Below are 19,430 nucleotides of genomic sequence, written 5' to 3' on the forward strand. Positions count from 1 at the left end.
GGTTCCAAGGCCCCGCAAATAGCTATCTCGGGGCCTCCACGATCCCCGACACATCCAGCACATATATCTGCCGCTGGTGCTCGTGCACGGAGTCGATGCAGACCTGGCGCCCGTCACGGCTCCAGCGCGGGTGCAGGTCGCAGCGGTTTTCCTTGCTGAGATCGGGCGAGGCGTAGAAGCTGCCCAGGTCGTGGCGCTCGCCCGTGTGCATGTCGTACAGGAACAGGAAGCGCTCGTGCGTGCGGTCGTCGGGGTAGGTATCGCTGAGCAGCCAGCGCGTGTCCACGGGCGAGAAGCTCATGTGGCCGTTCTCCACCAGCACGCCTGCGCCCACCACTTGCACGTCACCGCCCTCCACATCGTCATAGAGGTGATAGTGGATCTCCCCGGCATGCGGGCCCCACACAATGATGTGGCTGTCGTCCTGCCATAGCGGATGCGAGATCTGGTATTCGGACTTTTCGTAGTCGAAGGTGCCCACGGCCATCGGGTCGAAGTCGTCGGCCAGTTGGGGCAGCGGATGGTCCGAGCATTCGAGCAGGCGCATGTCGGACCCATCAGGCGCCATGGTGACCAGGCGGTGCAGAAAGCAGGTTTCGTCCTTGACGCGTTCGGTCCAGCGGTGCAGGAACAGGATGCGCGATGACGAGGGGTTGACCTCTATATGGCTGACCCAGTGGATGGCCTTGTCCATCGATGTACGGTGATGAAAGGCCTTGAGCCGCGCATAGCTGGCCAGCAGCCTTGCCTCGCCCGTCGCGACCTCCATGCGCCAGATGCCGTCGTCCTCGGGCGCCAGGGGCAAGGCGAAGGGACCACCCTCTTCGCTGTAGCCAATGGTTTCGTGCGTGATGTAAAGGCGACGGTAGTCCACGCACAGCGCCCAGGCGCTGCTGGGCGCCACCACATAGACGGGCATGGGCAGGGTGCGCCGCTCGCCGCTGTCCACATCGATGACCACGGAGCCGAACCCCGGATAGCGCCCCCCGGAATCTGCCGTCCTGTCGTTGTGGATCAGTTGCCGGCCCGCCAGCCCGTCCAGCCACTGCAGCTGGCTGCCCATCTGCCAGTTCCAGGCGCCGGTCTCGCCCACGGCGTGGAAGCGGTCGCCGTTTTCGGTATCGAAGTAGCCGATGGACGCCCGCGCCTGGGGCGTGAGGTACTGGTCCATCCACGGCGTTTGCTGCGCCAGCACCAGGCGATTGCTGCGGTCCCAGCTGGACTTGTTGTAGTAGCCGAAGAAGTGGTGCTGGCGGCCATCGCCCAGGCGGCGGCAGGGGACGAAGGATGCGGGGGGGTTCGAAGTCATGGAGCGTTTCATTGGGCAGAGATGTGACCTTCGGCGATCACGCGGTCCCAACGCTGCTTTTCGCGGGCAACGAAGGATTGCGCCTCAGGCAGGCTGTTGGCGACGGCGCTCATGCCCTGCTCTTGCAGGCCCTTGCGGAACTCGGGCGTGGCCACGACCTTTCGGATGTCGTCATTGAGCTTTTTGACGATGGCCTCGGGCACCTTGGAGGAGACGGCCACCGTGGTCCAGGAGGTGGCCACATAGTCCTTGAGCCCGGACTCGGCCGCCGTGGGCACGTCCGGCAGGGCCGCCAGGCGCTGGCTGCCCGTGACGGCCAACGCCTTGAGCTTGCCGCCGCGTATGTGCGACAGCACCGTGGGCGGGTTCTCGAACATGAGCTGGATCTGGCCGCCCAGCAGGTCGTTGAGCGCGGCCGAGCTGCCGCGATAAGGCACGTGCACGATAGGCGCGCCCGCCTGCAGCTTGTACAGCTCGCCCATCATGTGCACGGACGAGCCCACGCCGGCCGAGCCGAAGTTGACCGTGCCAGGCGCCTTTTTGGCCAGCGCCGTCAGCTCGGCCAGGTTGCTGGCGGCAAGGCTGGGCGTGGCCACCACCACATGCGGCATCTCGGCCAGCACGGTCACCACGCGCAGATCCTTTGCGGGGTCATAGGCCAGCTTGCCGTATACGCCATAGGCGGCATGCAGGCCGATGGAGCCCACCATCAGCGTGTAGCCGTCGGCCGGCTGATCGGCCACATATCGGCCTCCCAGATGACCGCCCGCGCCGGGCTTGTTTTCCACCACCACCGGCTGGCCCCAGAGCCTGCTCAGGCGGTCGGCCAGCATGCGTGCCTGCACGTCGGAGCTGCCGCCGGCAGTGAAAGGCACGATGATGCGCAGCTGGCGCCCTGGCTGGGGAAAGCCATCCTGCGCGATGGCGGCGACGGGCGCCGTGCCTGCCACCGAGGCGGAGATGGCCGCAGCGAGCATGGCGGCTTTGCGGCCTGCGCTTGTCTTGATCATGGAATCCTTTCGATGGCGCTGCTGCGCCTGGGCAAACGATGCAATGGGGCCAGTGTAGAAATCCGGGCATCTTTGGAAAAATGCATTTTTCCGTGGCCTCTATACAAAAAAGATATACATTGCCAGCCACCCCGAGCAGGACCGAATCGCCATGTCCAGACCCCTGAGCGCCCGAGAGATCGAAGCCTTCCGTGCCGTCATGCAGACCGGCACCACCACGGCCGCGGCGCGGCTGCTGCACACCACGCAGCCTTCGGTCAGCCGGCTGCTGGCCCAGATGCAGGCGGCCGCAGGGCTCAAGCTGTTCGACATGCACAAGGGCCGGCTGCGCCCCACGGCCGAGGCCGTGGAACTGTTCGCCACCGTGCAGCAGCATTTCCTGGGGCGCGAGCGCATAGAGCGCGACCTGGCCGCACTGCGCCAGTCCGGCGCCGGCACGCTGCGCATAGGCTGCACGCCGGCCCTGGGCCTGAGCGTGATCCCGGCCGTGGTGCGCAGCTTCGCGCAGCGCTACCCGGGCACCCACATCAGCCTGCAGACCCTGGGCTCCACGCCCTTGCGCGAGGGCCTGCTGCATGGCCACTTCGACCTGGTGGTCAGCACCATGGCGCTGAGCACGCCCGAGCTGGATGCCACCGTGCTGCACCGCAGCCGCGCCGTCTGCGTCATGCACCCGGACCATGCGCTGGCCATGCGCACGCGGCTACATGTGCGCGATCTGCAGGGCCAGTTGCTGCTGACCCTCAACGCCGATGACGACATCTACCTGCAACTGCGCAGCACCATGCAGGAGCAGGGCATAGAAGCCGGCTCCACCATGGAGACCACCTACTCCTCCACCATCTGCAGCCTGGCCGCACAGGGGCTGGGGCTGGGCGTGGTCAACCCCTACGTGGCCTCGGTGTTCGCGCGCGACCTGCGTGTGCTGCCACTGCTTCCAGCCTGCGCGGTGGAGGTGGTGCTGGCCCTGCCGCCCCAATACGCGCCAACCGAAAGGGCTGACTGCTTCGTGCAGTTGCTGCGCGAGCAATTGCACGCCTATCCGCAGGCCCGCACGCCCTAAAATTGCGGCCGATTGGAGACAAGCGGTTTGCAAACGAGTACCCACGAGCCCATGCTCACCCCCGCCGAGCGCGAGGCCATCAATTCCGGCCAGTGGTTCTGCAGCCTTTCGCCCTCGCTGCGCCATGACATCCTGCGCCAGACCACGGTCCGGCGGCTCAAGGACGGGGCACTGATCTATGCACGCGGCGATGTGCCGCACAGGTGGTATGCCTGTGCGCAGGGCGCCGTGCGCATGAGCTCGACCAGCCTGTCGGGTCGGCAGACCACGCTGGCCTATGTGGAGCCGGGTGCCTGGTTCGGTGCCATGTCCACCTTTCTTGACGAGCCGCGCACGCGCGATGCCTATGCCCACGGGGACACCACGCTGCTGTGCGTGGACAAGGAGAGCTTTCACGCCATCCTGGCCACGCATGTGGAGTTCTACGACGCCCTGCTGCGCCTGCAGGCCCACCGCATACGCCAGACCTACGGGCTGGTGGAAGACCTCAACACCCTGCCCCTGCGCGCACGCCTGGCCAAGCAGTTGCTGCACCTGTCGCGCAGCTACGGCACACAGGTGCTGGACGACCCGCGCGAGCTGCGCATAGGCCTGCAACTGGTGCAGGAGGAGCTGGCCCAGTTGCTGGGCGCCTCGCGCCAGCGCGTGAACCAGGAGCTCAAGCGCATGGAGCGCGACGCCTGCATTCGCGTGGAAGCCCAGGGCCTGGTGGTCAGGGACCTGGTGGCCCTGCAGACCATCGTGCGCGAGGCCAGCCTGGCCGGCGCCTGAGGCCGGCGCCGGTTCAGCTGCGGTTCAGCGCCGCCAGTCGATTCTTGCCGGGCGGCCCGGCAGATGCAGCGCAGCCGTTGCAGCAGGCGCCTCGGCCAGCAACCGGCCCTTGCGGAACACCTTCAGGCGCGTGGCGCGCAGCCGTATCGCCTCGGCCGCATCGCGCGCCTGCAGCAGCACGAAGCTGGCATCGCAGCCGGCCTCGATGCCATAGCCGTCCAGGTGCATCACACGCGCCGCGCGCGTGGTCACGGCGTCGAAGCAGTCGCGCATGCCGTCCTGGCTGGTCATCTGCGCCACATGCAGGCCCATGTGGGCGACCTCCAGCATGTCGCCCGAGCCCATGCCGTACCACGGGTCCATCACGCAGTCATGGCCGAAGGCCACGTTGACGCCTGCGGCCAGCAGCTCGGGCACGCGCGTCATGCCGCGGCGCTTGGGATAGCTGTCCTGGCGGCCCTGCAGCGTGATGTTGATCAGCGGATTGGCAATCACGGCCACGCCGCTTTCGGCGATCAGCGGCAGCAGCTTGCTCACGTAGTAGTTGTCCATGCTGTGCATGGAGGTGCAGTGCGAGCCCGTCACGCGGCCCTGCAGGCCCAGGCGCTGCGCCTCGAAGGCCAGGGTTTCGATGTGGCGCGACAGCGGGTCGTCGGACTCGTCGCAGTGCATGTCCACCAGCAGGCCGCGCTCGGCCGCCAGCTCGCACAGCAGCCTGACGCTGTCGGCACCCTCGGCCATGGTGCGCTCGAAGTGGGGAATGCCGCCCACCACGTCCACGCCCTTGTCCAGCGCCCGCCGCAGGTTGGCGACGCCGCCGGGCGAGCGCAGCACGCCGTCCTGCGGAAACGCCACCAGTTGCAGGTCGATATAGGGAGCCACCTGGCGCTTGACCTCCAGCAACGCATCGACGGCCAGCAGGCGGGCATCGCTGGTATCCACATGGCTGCGGATGGCCTGCAGCCCCTTGGCCGCCGCCCAGTCGCAATACTCCAGCGCGCGCGAGATCAACGCCTCGGCCGTGAGCAGCGGCTTGAGCTCGCCCCACAGCGCAATGCCCTCCAGCAGCGTGCCGCTGCGGTTGACGCGCGGCAGGCCGTGGCTCAGCGTGGCATCCATGTGGAAATGCGGATCGACGAAGGGCGGCGACACCAGCTGGTGCTGTGCATCGACCACCTGGTGGGCAGGCGCTGAAAGGCCAGCCGCGACCTCGACGATGCGCCCGCCCTGCACGGCGATGGACATGTCCTGGCGGCCGTCGGGCAGCGTGGCGTGAATGACGAGTAGATCAAGCATCTGCGTATTCTGCGGGCATGGCCGCGCAACCGCAGACTTGCCTGACCACGCTGAATGGCCTGCCAGCGGTCAGACCGAAAGCGCAAGGGATCAGGGGGAACTACTGGTAGCTGATGGTGAAGGTCGCCGCCGCATTGGCACTGCCTATGGTCACGTTCTCTCCGGTCTTGACATAGCGCGCCGTCAGCGGGATATCCAACCGCGCCTGCCCGTAGGCAACAGCCCCTGCAAACCATTGATTCCTGTTGCCGGCGGCATTGGAGTCCGGGCCAAATCCCAGGATCTGCTCACCCTTGCGAATCTGGACTCCCACACCTTTTGCCACCGAGGTTTTGGACAGGGTCAGAGCATTGCCGATATTTCCAGGATTTGCCACATCCGTCAGCGTGACATAGGCGTTGGTCAACGAACCTGGGATGCCGCCCTTGCACAACAACGAGATGAGGAAGGAGCGGGGAGCACCGGTTGAGCCGATTGAGGTGAGTTTTTGAGTGACAGTCTGGGCCATGCGCACGGGCTCCGGCGCCTGTGGGGTACAGGTGGGCACCTTGGGCCGGAGGACGACGGGCGAGGAAAAGTTGTATTGAGCGAGAAGCTGGCCAAATGCATCATTCGCGCGTTCGTACATGAAATCGCTGTCCAGCACGCCACCTGCAGTGATATCGCCATCTGCGGTCTTGATCAACTCAACTGTGACATCGACAAGTGTATATGCAAAAGATCCGGGGTGATTGGAATACCCCAAACCACTTACAGGCGCAGCACCATATCTAGTCGAAACCCTCATGCCAATACCCTCGACTGTCGTCGGGTATATATTATTGACTGGTGTAGATTTACCTAAAATATAGCCCGTGACCGATGGAACACAATTCATCAATCTATAGCCAAACCCATTACTTATTACCGCTACAGCGGTTTTTGAGTAAATCACCGTATTCTTGGCCACATTGGGATTGAATTCTGGAGGATTGAAATTACTGAACATATACTTGTAATAGCCTGACCCATCACTTGTATCTTCAATTGCGCATGCGGACCATGCGGAGGTGGCCATCATTGCCAAAATAAATATCATGACAGCCTTGTTTATTCTGCAAAAAGCACCTATGAATATATGCATTTTGAATACCTCCGGATAATGAAAAAATTCCAAGGCCGCATTTCCTTGGCAAATTTTCAATCGTAGACACCTTTCATCCGAGATGAAATCAGATCAATCTGATTCAAGGTCTGCCCGGTGCCATGAAGGTCGTGGCGAGGCAGGCGATGGACATGTCCTGGCGGCCATCGGGCAGCGTGGCGTGAATGACGAGTAGATCAAGCATTTGCGTATGCTGCGGGCAGGGCCCGGCGTTCTCTCTTTCGGTGGGGTTTCATCAGGGCCTGCGGATAGCTGGCCCTGTGCTGCCGGCATGCGCGCGCCCTCCCCCGACGATACCTATCAGGGGCACAGTCCTGCGGCCTGCGCAGACTCGTGCTGGAGCCTGCGCTCCAGGTTTTGCCAGTCGCTATGAAGGTCGCGCGCCACGCGCGGGCTCCTGCAAAGCGCAACGTGGCGCGCCTGGGACAGCGGTTGCAACGCGGCCAGTGCCTGCATGCGCAGGGCATCGTCGTTCAGCAGTTGCGCGGCGGCCAGCCGGGCCTGGGCGATTCCGATTTCGGCATATGCACGGGGTGCAGGCAGCTGTTGCGCCAGGGCCTGGCGCACTTCAGCGGCATCACCCATGCCTATGGCAATCCAGAGCCAGGCGATCCAGCTGTCCTGGGAGGCGTAGTGGCCGGCCTTCTTCGGCGGGATGCGCTCCACGCTTTGGCGGGCCAGTGCCACGGCAGCGCCAGTCTGGCCGTGCTCGGCCATGAACCGGGCATGCAGGGTTTCGGCCTGCATCAATGAGAAGATTTTCCATTCACGGCGCTGAGCCGAATCCGCAGTCACGGCATGTGCAGCTTGCGGCGCTGCCTGAAGCGCGGCCTGGAGCGCGACAACATTGGCCTGCAACTGGGCTTGCGCCGCTTCGGGGTGGCCGCTGGCATCCAGCAACCGGGCGAGCTTGATGCGCGCGTGCAGCAGCAGGAAATCGTCCGGCGCATCGGCGTCGGCGCGGCGGATCTCCACGGCCTGCACCATCCGATCAAGCCTTTGCGCCACGGTCTGATCAGGCGGCCCCCAGAACGCAAGAACTTCCTGCACGCTGGCCAGCACCCGGCGTGCAGGGCCTTGCACGTCCCGCAGGTCGGCCACCAGTTGCTGGCGCAAATTCGTTGCCTGCTCGGCGGTATCCGCCGTGTCGGCCATGCCTTTCAATGCATGGGCACGCTGCAGATCACTCTGTGCCCGGGACTGCGTCATCGCCCAGGCCGATTGGTAAAGCGCTTTGGCGCGCGCCTCGGCCGGAGGATGGTCGTCCATGAGTTGCAGTTCCCGGGCGGCCTCCAGGTAAATCTCCACCCGTTGCTCTTGGGCAGACGGGGGCAGTTGATCGGCCTGGGCCAGGCGGGCCTCGATCTCGGCCAGGTGCTGCTCCGGTACGTAATCACGGCGGGCATACAGCTCCACATCCCACAGCGCAGCAAGAACCTGCCGCCCCTGCGGCGCAGCTTGATGAATGCCCATGACCATGGCCACCGGCAGCAGCAGGCAGGCCAGGTAGATTGCCAGGCCCGCTGCGCCTTCGGCCCAACCGGGCGCACGCGATTGCAAGGCAGGCAGCAGCGCGCCTGCAACGGCCGCGCGCCGGACAAAGGGCCAGCGCGCAAAAGCGGGTTGCTGCAGCACGCCGAATGCGCGGTGTACGGCATCGGCCTCGCTGACCGGGGCCTGGCATGCCTCCTGTTGAGGAAGCGTGTGCAGGGTGCGATGCACGGCCCGCTCCAGTTGCATCACCCGCCATTGCCAAGGCAGCCCCATCAGCAGCACGCCGGTGAGGATGGAGATCAGAGGGTCCCGGCTGAACCAGGCCAGCCCACCCAGCGCGGCCATGCCCGCCAGTGCAAACACCAGCCGCATTGCGGGCAGGCGAGCGAACAGCAGGCTCTCCACCACGCGGCCGCCATCCAACGGCGTGAGGGGCAACAGGTTGAAGGCGTTGACGACCAGGGTCAGCAGCAGCAATTGCATGGTCCAGGCGGGTGGCTGCGGGACCAGGCCCCAGCCTACGGCAGCCAGCGCTCCCACAGCCAGCAACAGCCCAGGCATGGGACCGGCCAGATAGACGCCCACTTTTTGCAGCGGCGTGGCGTCCGCCTTTTCTCCGGTGGCCATGCCGCCCAGGCCAGGAATGAAGAAGACGGATTGACGCTGGTAGCCCGCCCAGCGCATGGCCAGCCAATGCCCTCCTTCATGCACGGCGATCACCACCAGAAGCATCCACGCCATGTCCCATGAAAACAGCACGGCGCCTGCTGCCAGGAACAGCGCCGCCGTGATCCAGAAACTGCGGTGGCGGTTGTGCGCCATGCCCAGCCCGCGCTGCACGGCTTTCTGGTAGCGAAAGCGCAGCGCCTCGGACACTTGCCGGACCTGCGGCTCATGAAGGCATGCGCCGGCAGATGGGCTGGCGGGCACCGGCCTGTCTTCCTTGCGCACCTGGCGCAAGGAAGACAGGCCAGCCGCAGCGACTCGCGCCAGCTGAGCCGCCAGAACCCTGGCCCGGCAGGCAGCGCACGGCCCTGGGCCACCAATGCAGGGACCTGGCTCCGGCCCCACTCATCCAGGCGCTGTACCGCCTGGTCAAGGCCCTGGACCACGGGAGCCCGGTCGCCGGACAGGCGCTCGGCGTAGGCGGCCCAGGCCGATGCGGTATCGGGCTGGGCATCGTCCAGGTAGGTCCAGCCGGGCGGCGCAGGCAGGCTTGTCTGAGGTAGGCCATTGAAGCCCATCCAATTGCGCCCGTCGGCAAAGAATGTGAGCCAGGTCACGGAGCCCACGGTGCGGCCATGCCTGGCGCTTCCCGCCTGTTCGGCCTGGACCATCGCCCAGGCCCGCCCGTCGGCATGGACGAACAAGTCCACCTCCAGAGGCAGGTCGGGATCCATGGCCTGCGGATGCGTGCCCTGCAGGCTGGCACACCAGGTGAAGCCCAAGGCTTGCAACTCCGGCGGCATGGCATCCAGCACCGCCCGTGATTCGGGCTCCAGCGCCTGGCGCTCCACCACGGCCATGGGCGCAGCACGCAGGCGCAGGCGCATGCAGTTCAAAGTGGCCAGCAGCAGCGAGAGCGCATACAGCAAGGGAATCGCGCCCAGCAGCGCCAGCCAGGGCGCGGCTTGTGAGAGCCAGTTCATCATCTTGAATAGTCTTGTCGATGGAGTGTGACGGTTCTGATGTGCCCTCCCAAAAGCTCCTCCAGGCAGATCAGCATCGGGATCGTAGCCTTGCCACCCGTGATGCGACAATCAAATCAAAGGACCATTCTTCAAATGAAAATCGCCACTTGGAACGTCAATTCCCTGTCCGTGCGCCTGCCGCAGGTGCTGGCCTGGCTGCAGGCCAACCCTGTCGATGCGCTGGCGCTGCAGGAACTCAAGCTCACCGACGACAAGTTTCCGCTGCAGGCGCTGCAGGAGGCCGGCTACCACGCAGTCAGCCATGGGCAGAAGACCTACAACGGCGTGGCCTGGCTGACGCGCACGCCGGTGCGCGACGTGGTGCGCAATATTCCGGGCCTGGATGACGAGCAGGCCCGCATCATTGCCGCCACCCTCGATGCCGAAGGCGGCCCGGTGCGCCTGATCAATGGCTACTTCGTGAATGGGCAGGCGCCGGGCACCGACAAGTTCGCCTACAAGATGCGCTGGCTGCAGGCGCTGCAGGACTGGGTGAAAAGCGAAATGGCGGCCCACCCGCGCCTGGTGCTGGTGGGCGACTTCAACGTGGCGCCCGAGGACCGCGACTCCTACGATCCCATCGGCCTGAAGGACACGATCCACCACACGGTGGAAGAGCGCACGCATTTCCAGGCGCTGCTGCAACTGGGCCTGACCGATGCCTTCCGCATGTTCGACCAGCCCGAGAAAAGCTATTCGTGGTGGGACTACCGGATGCTGGGTTTCCAGAAGAACCGGGGCCTGCGCATCGACCATATCCTGGTCAGTGAGGCATTGCGCCCCAGCGTCAGCGCCTGCAGCGTGGACCGTGCGCCGCGCAAGAACCCGCAGCCCAGCGATCACGCGCCCGTGGTCGTGACCTTGGGCTGAATTGCAGCCAGCCGGCTACAGCATGTACCGGCGCAGCCAGTGGATGGCCTCGATCTGCCCGCGCAGCATCAGGGACTGGCGATGCAGCACTTCGCTGAGCGGCCCCGGCAGACGTACCTGCTCGGCAGCCTCATAGGCGCTCAGCCATTGCTGCTGGCAGGACTCGGCCTGGTCCAGCATGTAGTCCGCGCCCTCTTCCCTGCCCAGCAGCCCGTCCCAGAAGGCGTTGCGACGCAGTGCGGCACGGCTGTCGCGCACGGGCAGGACCACGCCGCCGCTGGAGCCGATGGCGCGTTCCAGGTCCTCGACCAGGATCTGGCTGGCATTGAAGTGCCGCGCCAGCACCTGCCCGATCAGCCCCTGGGGCATGGGATTCATGCATTCACCCAGGCGTGCATGGGCCTGGCGGCCCAGGGCCAGAACGGCATTGAGCAGGGCCGTGCTCTGCAATTCCAGCGTGGTGGCCACTGGCTGTGTGGGCGTGCGCTGGCGCGCCTGCAGCCATGAGGCCTCGACGGCCTCGCGCACTTGGCTCCAGCGCAGCAGGCTGCTGCCCCGAACCTGCTCCCAGCGCTCTTCGAGCTCGAATTCGACATCGTCGAAATCCTGCTGCGCGTGCTCGGGTTCAAGTGACGCTTTCCAGCCCAGTGCGTAGGCGGGACGGTATTGGTCGTAACCACGCCCCGCAACGAAGTAAGGCTCCAGGAAGTAGCGGTCATGCCAGTACGCATCGACCGGCTCGCCAAGCGTGCGCGGTGTCGATGGGTACATCAGGCCCGGACGAGCGGGCTTGGCTTTTTGCCAGAGGTTGGAGAGGACTGTGGGCACGATAGGTCGGGACGTAGGCCGTTCCAGCGAAGAGGACTCCATTGTCCCAAGCCCGGGCGGCCCGGCCCGTCAGCACCCCGGGCGCCGGCCTGTAGGAGCGGGACCCTTGCCAAGGCAAGGGCCCGGCCGCCCGCCGGCTTGCCTTACTCGAAGGCGTCCTCGTCCATGCCCAGCTCCTGCAGCTTGCGGGTGATGGTGTTGCGGCCAATGCCCAGGCGCTGGGCGGCCTCGACCCGGCGGCCGTGGGTGACGGCCAGGGCCGAGCGGATCAACTGCGCCTCGAAGCGACGGGACAGCTGGTCCCAGACTTCACCATGCCCCTGGGCGTGGGTGTGCTCCAGCAGCTGGCGCGCCTGTAGCCCCAGCAGATGGACCCAGTCCAGGTCGGAAGCGGCCAGGGCGGTGTCATGCGGCGGGGCCAGCGCGGACACGGGCACGGCCAGTCGGCCAAGGCCCTCTTCCGCCAGCGGTGCAGGCGCATGCGGCAGCGTGGCCGGTGCAGGCACGACGCCGTTGCCACCGCCCACGGGCGGGGCGGCTTCGCCCAGCACCTCGGGGGGCAGGTCCTTGACCGAGATGACCTGGGCAGGAGCCATGACGGTCAGCCAGTGGCAGATGTTCTCCAGCTGTCGCACGTTGCCGGGAAAGGCGAAGGTCTGCAGCCGCTGCATGGCATCGACCCCCATGCGCTTGGGCTCCACGCCCAGTTGCCGCGCACTTTGCTGCAGGAAGTGGCGAGCCAGCATGGGCACGTCTTCATTGCGCTCGCGCAGCGCGGGCAGGCGCAGGCGGATGACGTTGAGGCGGTGGAACAGATCCTCGCGGAAGCCGCCGTTGCGCACGCGCTGCTCCAGGTCCTGGTGGGTGGCGGCGATGACGCGCACATGGGCCTTGACGGCCTGGTGGCCGCCCACGCGGTAGAAGTGCCCGTCCGACAGCACACGCAGCAGGCGCGTCTGCAGGTCGAAGGGCATGTCGCCGATTTCATCGAGAAAGAGCGTGCCGCCCTCGGCCTGCTCGAAGCGTCCGCGCCGTTGCGTCTGGGCGCCCGTGAAGGCGCCGCGCTCGTGGCCGAACAGTTCGGACTCCAGCAGGTCCTTGGGGATGGCGGCGGTGTTGATGGCCACGAAGGGGCCGCCCGCCACGGGCGAGTGCTTGTGCAGCGCGCGCGCCACCAGCTCCTTGCCCGAGCCCGACTCGCCCGTGATCAGCACCGTGACCTGGCTCTGGCTGAGCCGGCCGATGGCGCGGAACACGTCCTGCATGGCAGGCGCCTGGCCCAGCATCTCGGCCTGCAGCGGGGCCTGGGCCTCCGCCACATCCTCGCGCAGGCTTTCCTCGACGGCGCGCCGGATCAGCTCCACCGCCTTGGGCAGGTCGAAGGGTTTGGGCAGGTATTCGAAGGCTCCGCGCTGGAAGGCCGAGACGGCACTGTCCAGGTCGGAGTACGCGGTCATGATGATGACGGGCAGGCCCGGCTGCTGGGCGCGGATCTGCTCGAGCAGCTCCAGCCCCGAGCCGCCGGGCATGCGGATGTCGCTCACCAGCACCTGGGGTGGCTGGCGCGCCGGGTCGCCGGCATCGACATCGGACAGTGCCGTGAGCACATCGCGCGCCTGGATGAAGCTGCGCGTTGCCCAGCCTTCCCGGCCCAGTGCCTTTTCCAGCACGAAGCGGATGGAAGGGTCATCATCCACGATCCAGATCGGTTTCATTGGTGGTGCATCCTTCCCTTGTTGCAGTGTTGACTTCCGTGGGCCTCAAGGCAGGGGAATGAGGATGCGGAAATCCGTGCGGCCCGGCTGGCTTTCACATTCGATCAGCCCCTGGTGGCGCTGCACGAAGGTCTGCGCCAGCGTCAGCCCCAGTCCCGAACCGCCATCCCTTCCCGATACCAGCGGATAGAAGATCCGCTCCTTGATGGCATCGGGAACGCCTGGCCCGTTGTCGATCACATGCAATTCCAATGCCAACCGATAGCGCTGGCGACCAAAAGTTACCTGCCGGGCCACGCGCGTTCGCAAAATGATCTCGGCATCACCGGCGGCGATGCGCTCCTGCAGCGCCTGCGCCGCGTTCTGGACGATGTTGAGCACGGCCTGGATCAGCTGGGCGCTGTCGCCCCGGAACTCCGGGATGGAGATGTCGTAGTCGCGCGTGATGGTCAGCCCGGCAGGGTGCTCGACCAGCACCAGCGAGCGCACGCGCTCGCAGACTTCGTGGATGTTGACGTCGCCCACCTCATGCGGATGGCGGTGCGGCGCCAGTAGCCGATCCACCAGCGCCTGCAGCCGGTCGGCCTCGTGGATGATGACTTCGGTGTACTCGCGCAGCTCGGGGGCGTCCAGATCCATCTGCAGCAGCTGGGCTGCGCCACGGATGCCCCCCAGCGGGTTCTTGATCTCGTGGGCCAGGTTGCGGATCAGCTCCTTGTGCGCCTGGGCCTGCTCGCGCAGCCGCTCCTCGCGGTCCTGGCGGGCCTGCTGCTCCAGCGGCCAGAACTCGACCAGCACATGGCCGGGCCGCTCGGCCAGCGAGACCGTGACGTGCACGGGCAGCGCATCGCCGCCCACGCGGTGCAGGCTGGCCTCGAAGCGCAGGGCCGCGAAGTCGTTGTCCTGGGCGCCACGCAAGGCCTTGTCCAGCAAGGCCGGCTCGGTGAAGCAGGCAGCCAGCTCGCTGCCTTCGAGCATGCGGCGCGACAGGCCCAGTGCGTTTTCAAGGGCGGCGTTGGCGAAAAGCACGGCACCCTGCTCGTCGAGCACGGTCATCAGCGTGCACAGCAGGTCAAGCGCCTGATAGGAGGCCGGGGGCGCCGGCCGGTCGTCCTGGATCATGGCCGGGCTCCGGTGGGCCGCGCGGGCCCGTCAGTTCTTGGGAAGTCGATCCAGCTCACGGCGGATGCCGGCGACATCGCCTTCCTGCCGCGAGATGCTGCTCTTGAGCTGCTCGACACGTTCCAGATAGCCCTGGGGATTGCGCAACTCCAATGCGGTGCGCTGGGGATTGCCATCGTTGTACTCCTGACGCAGCTGTGTCAGCTTCTCCTGGGCGCGGGCCAGCTCGCTTTCCAGAATGGTCCGCGCGTCGGAGTCGCGGGCCTTCTGGGCGCTGCTGTTGACCTTGGCCGGAGCGGGCGATCCTGCGGCCGGAGCGGCGGAGGTGCGCGGTGCCTGGCTGCCGCCCGAGGCCGCCGGCTTGCTGCCGCCATGGATCACCGTCACATGCCCGCCATCCACCGGCTTGCAGTCCTTGGCCTTGGCCTGGCTGACGTTGTTGGTGTACTCGTTGCCGCAGCGGTAGATCACGTCCTGGGACCAGGCTCCCACCGACAGCAGGGGCAGCAGCAGTGACACAAACAGTTTCTTCATTCCATTCCCTCGGGTAGCCAGATCGGAAGGGCCCAGCTTATCCGGGCAAGTATCGCTCCATCTTCCGGGCTGGACGTCATTTCTTGAGCGGGCCAACCCCTTTTGGTTCCGCGCCCAGCATACCCAGGTCCTGGCCGAAAGCAAAAAAGGCGGCTTGCGCCGCCTTTTTGCCGACTCGCCTTACAGCGAGAAGTACATGTCGTACTCGACCGGATGCACGGCCTGACGGTAACGGGTCACTTCGCCCATCTTCAGCTCGATGTAGGCATCGAGCATGCTGTCCGAGAACACGCCGCCCTTGGTCAGGAACGAGCGGTCCGCGTCCAGCGCTTCCAGGGCCTGGTCCAGGCTGTGGCAGACCGTGGGCACCAGCTTGTCCTCTTCCGGGGGCAGGTGGTACAGATCCTTGGTCGCGGCTTCGCCGGGATGGATCTTGTTTTCCACGCCGTCCAGACCTGCCATCAGCAGGGCCGAAAAGCCCAGGTAGGGGTTCATCAGCGGATCGGGGAAGCGTGCCTCGACGCGGCGGCCCTTGGGGTTGGCCACGTAGGGAATGCGGATCGATGCCGAGCGGTTCTTGGCCGAGTAGGCCAGCTTGACCGGAGCCTCGAAGCCGGGCACCAGGCGCTTGTAGCTGTTGGTGCCGGGGTTGGTGATGGCGTTCAGGGCACGGGCGTGCTTGATGATGCCGCCGATGTAGTACAGCGCGAAGTCGGACAGGCCGGCGTAGCCGTCACCTGCGAACAGGTTCTTGCCATCCTTCCAGACGGACTGGTGCACGTGCATGCCCGAGCCGTTGTCGCCCGGATAGGGCTTGGGCATGAAGGTGGCGGTCTTGCCGTAGGTGTTGGCCACGTTCCAGATCACGTACTTCATGACCTGTGTCCAGTCGGCGCGCTCCACCAGGGTGCTGAAGCGGGTGCCGATCTCGTTCTGGCCGGCGCCAGCCACTTCATGGTGGAACACTTCGACGGGAATGCCCAGCTGTTCGAGCAGCAGCACCATTTCGGCGCGCAGATCCTGGGTGCTGTCCACGGGGGGCACGGGGAAGTAGCCGCCCTTGTTGCGCGGACGGTGGCCGCGGTTGCCGGATTCGAACTTGGCGCCCGAATTCCAGGGTGCTTCGTACTCTTCGATTTCGTAGAAGGTGCTGCCGGGTTCGGTGTTCCAGCGCACGCCGTCGAAGATGAAGAATTCGGGTTCGGGTCCGAAGTAGGCGGTGTCGCCCAGGCCCGATGCCTTCAGATAGGCTTCGGCGCGCTTGGCCACGGAGCGGGGATCGCGGTCGTAGGCCTTGCCATCACCGGGTTCGATCACATCGCACTGCAGGAACAGCGTGGTCTCTTCAAAGAAGGGGTCGATGTTCGCGGTAGCGGGATCGGGCATCAGCTGCATGTCAGATGCTTCAATGCCCTTCCAGCCTGCCACCGACGAGCCGTCGAAGGCGTGGCCCGAGGTGAACTTGTCTTCGTCGAAGTGCGACACCGGCACCGTGACGTGCTGCTCCTTGCCACGGGTGTCCGTAAAACGAAGGTCCACGAATTTGACCTCGTTCTCCTTCACCATGTTCAACACGTCTGCAACGGTCTTTGCCATCAGATCTCTCCTGCCAATCTGGCTGATCAAAAAAGATAAATACTCTTAAGCAGTTTGCGTGCCAGGCTGCATCCATTGAGTGCATGCCTGCAGACTGGCACCTGCTTGGCGCGCCAGCCCCGTGATTCTGCCGCCTTGGGAAGGGCTTGTGGATGACATTGAGGCCTCTGTCGGCATTCGATCCACCGCCCGGCATCTTCACCAAATCGGTGCAGATTCAGGGACCGGCCCGTAAATCAGATATTGCGCACCAATTCAGGGCCAAGACTTGCACCAAATGAGTGCAAACCTTCCAGCAGCGTGGGCCAGGCCTTGGTGACGGCACCAGCTTCGCCCTTGACACCAAGTTCTATGTGCCGGCCGTGCTTGGAATCATCCACGCTGGGCAGGCTGAACACCTTGACGCCCGGGTGGTCGCGCTCTATGGCCACCATCAGCGGCGTCAGCGTGGCCTCCATGCCGCCGTAGACGATGACCGAATGCTCCCGCTGCACCGTGCTGTGGAAATGCTTGGCGTAGCGCTGCTCCAGCACCCACTCGACCATGGGCCAGGCCATGACAGGGAAACCGGGCACGAAGTGCACGGTGCCCGCTGCACCCGTTTTGCCCATTGCGCCCGAGCAGGAAAAGCCCGGGATCTTGTTGTAGACGTTGGGGATGATGCGCGCGCCTTCGGGGAAGTTGCCCATCTGCAGCCGGTGCAGGTTGTCGGCGCGCTGGGGTTCGTAGGGCTTGCCTTCTTCGGTGGCCACATCGCGCATGCGCTCGCGGATCAGGGCCACGGCTTCCGGGTGCAGTGCCAGCGGCACGCCCAAGGCCTCGGCCGCGCATTGGCGCGTGTGGTCGTCGGGGGTGGCGCCTATGCCGCCAAAGCTGAAGACCACGGCCTGCGATGCGAAGGCGCGGCGCAGGGCGTCGGTGATGCGCGCCCTGTCATCGCCCACGTACTCGGCATGGGCCAGGGACAGGCCACGCGCGCCCAGCAGCTCGATCAGCTTGGGAAGGTGCTTGTCGGCACGCTTGCCCGACAGGATTTCGTCTCCGATGATGAGTGCGCCTACTTGAAGGGTCATGAGGTCTTTTCTTGCGGGGTGGAGGGGGGAGAGGCCGCGCTGGCTCCGAGCGGCGCGTCGGGAGCGTAGGGCACGATGGGGGTGTCGGGCAGCGCCGGTTCCTCCTCGCGCATGCGCTGCAGCGCGGCCAGGCAGAAGTGGGCAAACCACAGCGAGGAGAAAGCGAAGATCAGCGCATAGATCCAGATGGCCACCGGAATCAGTATCCAGAAGGCCGCGATGAAGACCACGCCGGAGGCCCAGACAATGGCCGGCGCCGCGCCCAGATAGCCGCAGACCACGCCCATGAGCATCAGCGCCAGGCGGTGGCGCAGGAACAAGCTGCGGCGCTCGGGCTTGCTGGCGTGGGCAGAGAGCGCGTCAAAGGCCATGACGCGGTAGGTCAGCCAGCCCCAGATCAGCGGCGGGATCACCACCACCAGGGGCGGCACGAACCACAGCGGCACCGACACCAGCAGCGCGATCAAGGCAATCAGCGAAGAGCCTGCGGACCACACCAGGCTGCCGACCAGGGTGGCGCCCTGCCTGCGCTCCAGCGCGGGAAAACGCCGCTGGGCCACCAGCTCGACCAGGGCCGGCGTCATGAACAGCGCCACCAGCAGCAGCGAGACCACGACCAGCACCGGCGTGACCGAGAGCACGACCAGCACCGGCGCCACCAGCTCGGGCAGCGATTGCACGCCCATCCAGGACCAGACGGTGTGCAGCCAGCCCACGCCCTGCAGGACCCCTTCCGTCCAGACGACGGCATCGGCCCAGAAGAAATAGCCCAGCAGCCAGGCCGTGATGGCCATGAACAGCAAGGGAAACAGCGACCATGCAATCACCCGCTTATGCAGGCAATACGCCGTCGCACGCCAGAAGGAATCGAGTAGCAAGCCCATGCCGGCAAGCATACCCCGAGCCCAGCCTCAAGCGCGACCCATCAACCTTAGGAACCCACGCCATTGCTGGGCCCAAAAGCCCTGGCCGTAGTCGCGCAGCTGGCCCTGGGCATTGGGCTGGACCTGGTCGCGCACGCCGGTGGGATCGAAGCGCAGCTCGAAGTTGGCGGTGCCGAACAGTATGTCCCACCAGGGCAGCAGCACGCCGAAGTTGTTGCCATGCGCCTTCTTGTTGCGCACGGGCGCCATGGGCTCATGGCCTATGCCGATGGCGTGGTGGCGGCGGTGAAAGCGCGGGCTGATCCACAGCCGCTCGCCGATGGTGCCGAACCAGACGCGCAGGTTGGCGTGCTGGAAGCTCTCACTGAGCTGGGTGAAGGCCACGATGGCCACGAACTGGCCTGGAGCCACACCGATGAGCTGGGCCACGAGCACGATGATGGTGTCGCGGATCACATCGTCGAGCAGGTGGTTGCGGTTGTCGCTCCACACCGTCATCTGGCGCTGCGAGTGGTGCAGCGCATGCAGCTTCCACCACCAGCCGATGCTGTGCTGGCCCCGGTGTATCCAGTAGTCGAGGAAGTCGAAGGCCAGCAGGTAGATGATCAGGCTGACCCAGGCCAGATCGGTCACGCCGGGCCAGACACCGTCCAGGTGAAAGCTCGGCAGGCCCCAGACGTGCAGGCGGCCCATGAGCTCGTCCCACAGCGGGTCCAGCGTGAAGAACAGCGCCAGCCTGAACAGACCCAGCCGGTGCACCACGGTATAGATGATGTCCACATGGATGGCGCGCCGGTCGGTGACGGGCTCGACCGGCCGCCAGTACTGCAGCGGCGCGATCACCGCCACCATGATGAAGATCTGCAGCAGGCCCACCAGCAGCCAGCCCGTGGCGCCATAGGCGTCCTCCAGCAGGCTGGCCTGCCCCAGGCCGAACAGCAGGGGCTGGACAACGCCCTCGAACAGGCGCTGCTGCGCATTACCGAACCACTGAATCCACCAGTCCACACCACGCTCCCATCGCCCGCCG

At 65.6% G+C, this 19,430-nt stretch carries 17 protein-coding genes; 3 read left to right on the forward strand and 14 right to left on the reverse strand.

What is annotated here, in order from left to right:
- Positions 1 to 22: 22 nt before the first annotated feature.
- Both IAE24_RS00195 and IAE24_RS00200 read right to left on the reverse strand, forming a co-directional pair.
- On the reverse strand, positions 23 to 1,321 hold the full coding sequence (locus tag IAE24_RS00195; RefSeq protein WP_199960059.1) for a hypothetical protein: 1,299 nt from the start codon (positions 1,319 to 1,321) through the stop codon (positions 23 to 25).
- Positions 1,318 to 2,319, reverse strand: coding sequence for a Bug family tripartite tricarboxylate transporter substrate binding protein (locus IAE24_RS00200; RefSeq protein ID WP_199960060.1), 1,002 nt, complete (start codon positions 2,317 to 2,319; stop codon positions 1,318 to 1,320). The genes IAE24_RS00195 and IAE24_RS00200 overlap by 4 nt, the downstream gene beginning before the upstream one ends.
- Positions 2,320 to 2,470: 151 nt before the next feature.
- Here IAE24_RS00200 and IAE24_RS00205 point away from each other — a divergent pair, with 151 nt between their 5' ends.
- The gene (locus IAE24_RS00205) at positions 2,471 to 3,382 is read left to right on the forward strand and encodes a LysR family transcriptional regulator (protein ID WP_199960061.1); all 912 of its coding nucleotides are present in this window, start codon (positions 2,471 to 2,473) and stop codon (positions 3,380 to 3,382) included.
- Between the two features lie 51 nt (positions 3,383 to 3,433).
- Entirely contained in the window at positions 3,434 to 4,153 is a 720-nt protein-coding gene (locus IAE24_RS00210; protein WP_016451304.1) for a Crp/Fnr family transcriptional regulator, read from the forward strand.
- A 24-nt stretch (positions 4,154 to 4,177) separates the two neighbouring features.
- Here IAE24_RS00210 and IAE24_RS00215 read toward each other — a convergent pair whose 3' ends face one another.
- The 4 genes from IAE24_RS00215 to IAE24_RS30640 form a co-directional block, all read right to left on the reverse strand.
- Positions 4,178 to 5,449 (reverse strand): amidohydrolase family protein, encoded by a 1,272-nt coding sequence (locus IAE24_RS00215; RefSeq protein ID WP_012206794.1) that lies wholly within the window; start codon positions 5,447 to 5,449, stop codon positions 4,178 to 4,180.
- A 100-nt stretch (positions 5,450 to 5,549) separates the two neighbouring features.
- Positions 5,550 to 6,605, reverse strand: coding sequence for a fimbrial protein (locus IAE24_RS00220; RefSeq protein ID WP_199960062.1), 1,056 nt, complete (start codon positions 6,603 to 6,605; stop codon positions 5,550 to 5,552).
- A 288-nt stretch (positions 6,606 to 6,893) separates the two neighbouring features.
- The gene (locus IAE24_RS00225) at positions 6,894 to 8,909 is read right to left on the reverse strand and encodes a site-2 protease family protein (protein ID WP_325100477.1); all 2,016 of its coding nucleotides are present in this window, start codon (positions 8,907 to 8,909) and stop codon (positions 6,894 to 6,896) included.
- On the reverse strand, positions 8,804 to 9,739 hold the full coding sequence (locus tag IAE24_RS30640) for a hypothetical protein (protein ID WP_325100471.1): 936 nt from the start codon (positions 9,737 to 9,739) through the stop codon (positions 8,804 to 8,806). Before IAE24_RS30640 ends, IAE24_RS00225 begins: the two co-directional genes overlap by 106 nt.
- A 132-nt stretch (positions 9,740 to 9,871) precedes the next feature.
- On the opposite strand from IAE24_RS30640, the gene xth reads away from it, so the two are divergent.
- Complete coding sequence (xth, locus tag IAE24_RS00230) at positions 9,872 to 10,648, forward strand: exodeoxyribonuclease III (RefSeq protein WP_199960063.1); 777 nt, start codon at positions 9,872 to 9,874, stop codon at positions 10,646 to 10,648.
- Positions 10,649 to 10,663: 15 nt separating this feature from the next.
- Here the strand turns inward: xth and IAE24_RS00235 are convergent, their stop codons facing one another.
- From IAE24_RS00235 to IAE24_RS00270, 8 genes are all read right to left on the reverse strand, one after another.
- Positions 10,664 to 11,476, reverse strand: a complete 813-nt coding sequence (locus IAE24_RS00235) for a hypothetical protein (protein WP_325100472.1) — start codon at positions 11,474 to 11,476, stop codon at positions 10,664 to 10,666.
- A 143-nt stretch (positions 11,477 to 11,619) separates the two neighbouring features.
- Complete coding sequence (gene ntrC, locus IAE24_RS00240; protein WP_199960065.1) at positions 11,620 to 13,191, reverse strand: nitrogen regulation protein NR(I); 1,572 nt, start codon at positions 13,189 to 13,191, stop codon at positions 11,620 to 11,622.
- 45 nt (positions 13,192 to 13,236) lie between these two features.
- Complete coding sequence (glnL, locus tag IAE24_RS00245) at positions 13,237 to 14,313, reverse strand: nitrogen regulation protein NR(II) (RefSeq protein ID WP_012206799.1); 1,077 nt, start codon at positions 14,311 to 14,313, stop codon at positions 13,237 to 13,239.
- Between the two features lie 30 nt (positions 14,314 to 14,343).
- A complete protein-coding gene (locus IAE24_RS00250; protein WP_013801180.1) occupies positions 14,344 to 14,847 on the reverse strand; it encodes a hypothetical protein in 504 nt (167 codons plus the stop codon).
- A gap of 180 nt (positions 14,848 to 15,027) precedes the next feature.
- Entirely contained in the window at positions 15,028 to 16,443 is a 1,416-nt protein-coding gene (gene glnA / locus IAE24_RS00255) for a type I glutamate--ammonia ligase (RefSeq protein WP_012206801.1), read from the reverse strand.
- A 236-nt stretch (positions 16,444 to 16,679) separates the two neighbouring features.
- On the reverse strand, positions 16,680 to 17,516 hold the full coding sequence (locus IAE24_RS00260) for a competence/damage-inducible protein A (RefSeq protein WP_088164064.1): 837 nt from the start codon (positions 17,514 to 17,516) through the stop codon (positions 16,680 to 16,682).
- On the reverse strand, positions 17,513 to 18,412 hold the full coding sequence (locus IAE24_RS00265; RefSeq protein ID WP_199960066.1) for an EI24 domain-containing protein: 900 nt from the start codon (positions 18,410 to 18,412) through the stop codon (positions 17,513 to 17,515). The genes IAE24_RS00260 and IAE24_RS00265 overlap by 4 nt, the downstream gene beginning before the upstream one ends.
- A gap of 15 nt (positions 18,413 to 18,427) precedes the next feature.
- Positions 18,428 to 19,408, reverse strand: a complete 981-nt coding sequence (locus tag IAE24_RS00270; RefSeq protein ID WP_199960067.1) for a sterol desaturase family protein — start codon at positions 19,406 to 19,408, stop codon at positions 18,428 to 18,430.
- Positions 19,409 to 19,430: the final 22 nt, after the last annotated feature.

Source organism: Delftia sp. S65 (genome assembly GCF_016516495.1).
Taxonomy (GTDB): Bacteria; Pseudomonadota; Gammaproteobacteria; order Burkholderiales; family Burkholderiaceae_C; genus Comamonas; species Comamonas acidovorans.

Coding starts and splice junctions, on each gene's coding strand:
- IAE24_RS00195 (WP_199960059.1), bottom strand. CDS start 1,321: ATGAAACGCTCCATGACTTCGAACCCCCCCGCATCCTTCGTCCCCTGC.
- IAE24_RS00200 (WP_199960060.1), bottom strand. CDS start 2,319: ATGATCAAGACAAGCGCAGGCCGCAAAGCCGCCATGCTCGCTGCGGCC.
- IAE24_RS00205 (WP_199960061.1), top strand. CDS start 2,471: ATGTCCAGACCCCTGAGCGCCCGAGAGATCGAAGCCTTCCGTGCCGTC.
- IAE24_RS00210 (WP_016451304.1), top strand. CDS start 3,434: ATGCTCACCCCCGCCGAGCGCGAGGCCATCAATTCCGGCCAGTGGTTC.
- IAE24_RS00215 (WP_012206794.1), bottom strand. CDS start 5,449: ATGCTTGATCTACTCGTCATTCACGCCACGCTGCCCGACGGCCGCCAG.
- IAE24_RS00225 (WP_325100477.1), bottom strand. CDS start 8,909: ATGGCGCACAACCGCCACCGCAGTTTCTGGATCACGGCGGCGCTGTTC.
- IAE24_RS30640 (WP_325100471.1), bottom strand. CDS start 9,739: ATGATGAACTGGCTCTCACAAGCCGCGCCCTGGCTGGCGCTGCTGGGC.
- xth (WP_199960063.1), top strand. CDS start 9,872: ATGAAAATCGCCACTTGGAACGTCAATTCCCTGTCCGTGCGCCTGCCG.
- ntrC (WP_199960065.1), bottom strand. CDS start 13,191: ATGAAACCGATCTGGATCGTGGATGATGACCCTTCCATCCGCTTCGTG.
- glnL (WP_012206799.1), bottom strand. CDS start 14,313: ATGATCCAGGACGACCGGCCGGCGCCCCCGGCCTCCTATCAGGCGCTT.
- IAE24_RS00250 (WP_013801180.1), bottom strand. CDS start 14,847: ATGAAGAAACTGTTTGTGTCACTGCTGCTGCCCCTGCTGTCGGTGGGA.
- glnA (WP_012206801.1), bottom strand. CDS start 16,443: ATGGCAAAGACCGTTGCAGACGTGTTGAACATGGTGAAGGAGAACGAG.
- IAE24_RS00260 (WP_088164064.1), bottom strand. CDS start 17,516: ATGACCCTTCAAGTAGGCGCACTCATCATCGGAGACGAAATCCTGTCG.
- IAE24_RS00265 (WP_199960066.1), bottom strand. CDS start 18,412: ATGCTTGCCGGCATGGGCTTGCTACTCGATTCCTTCTGGCGTGCGACG.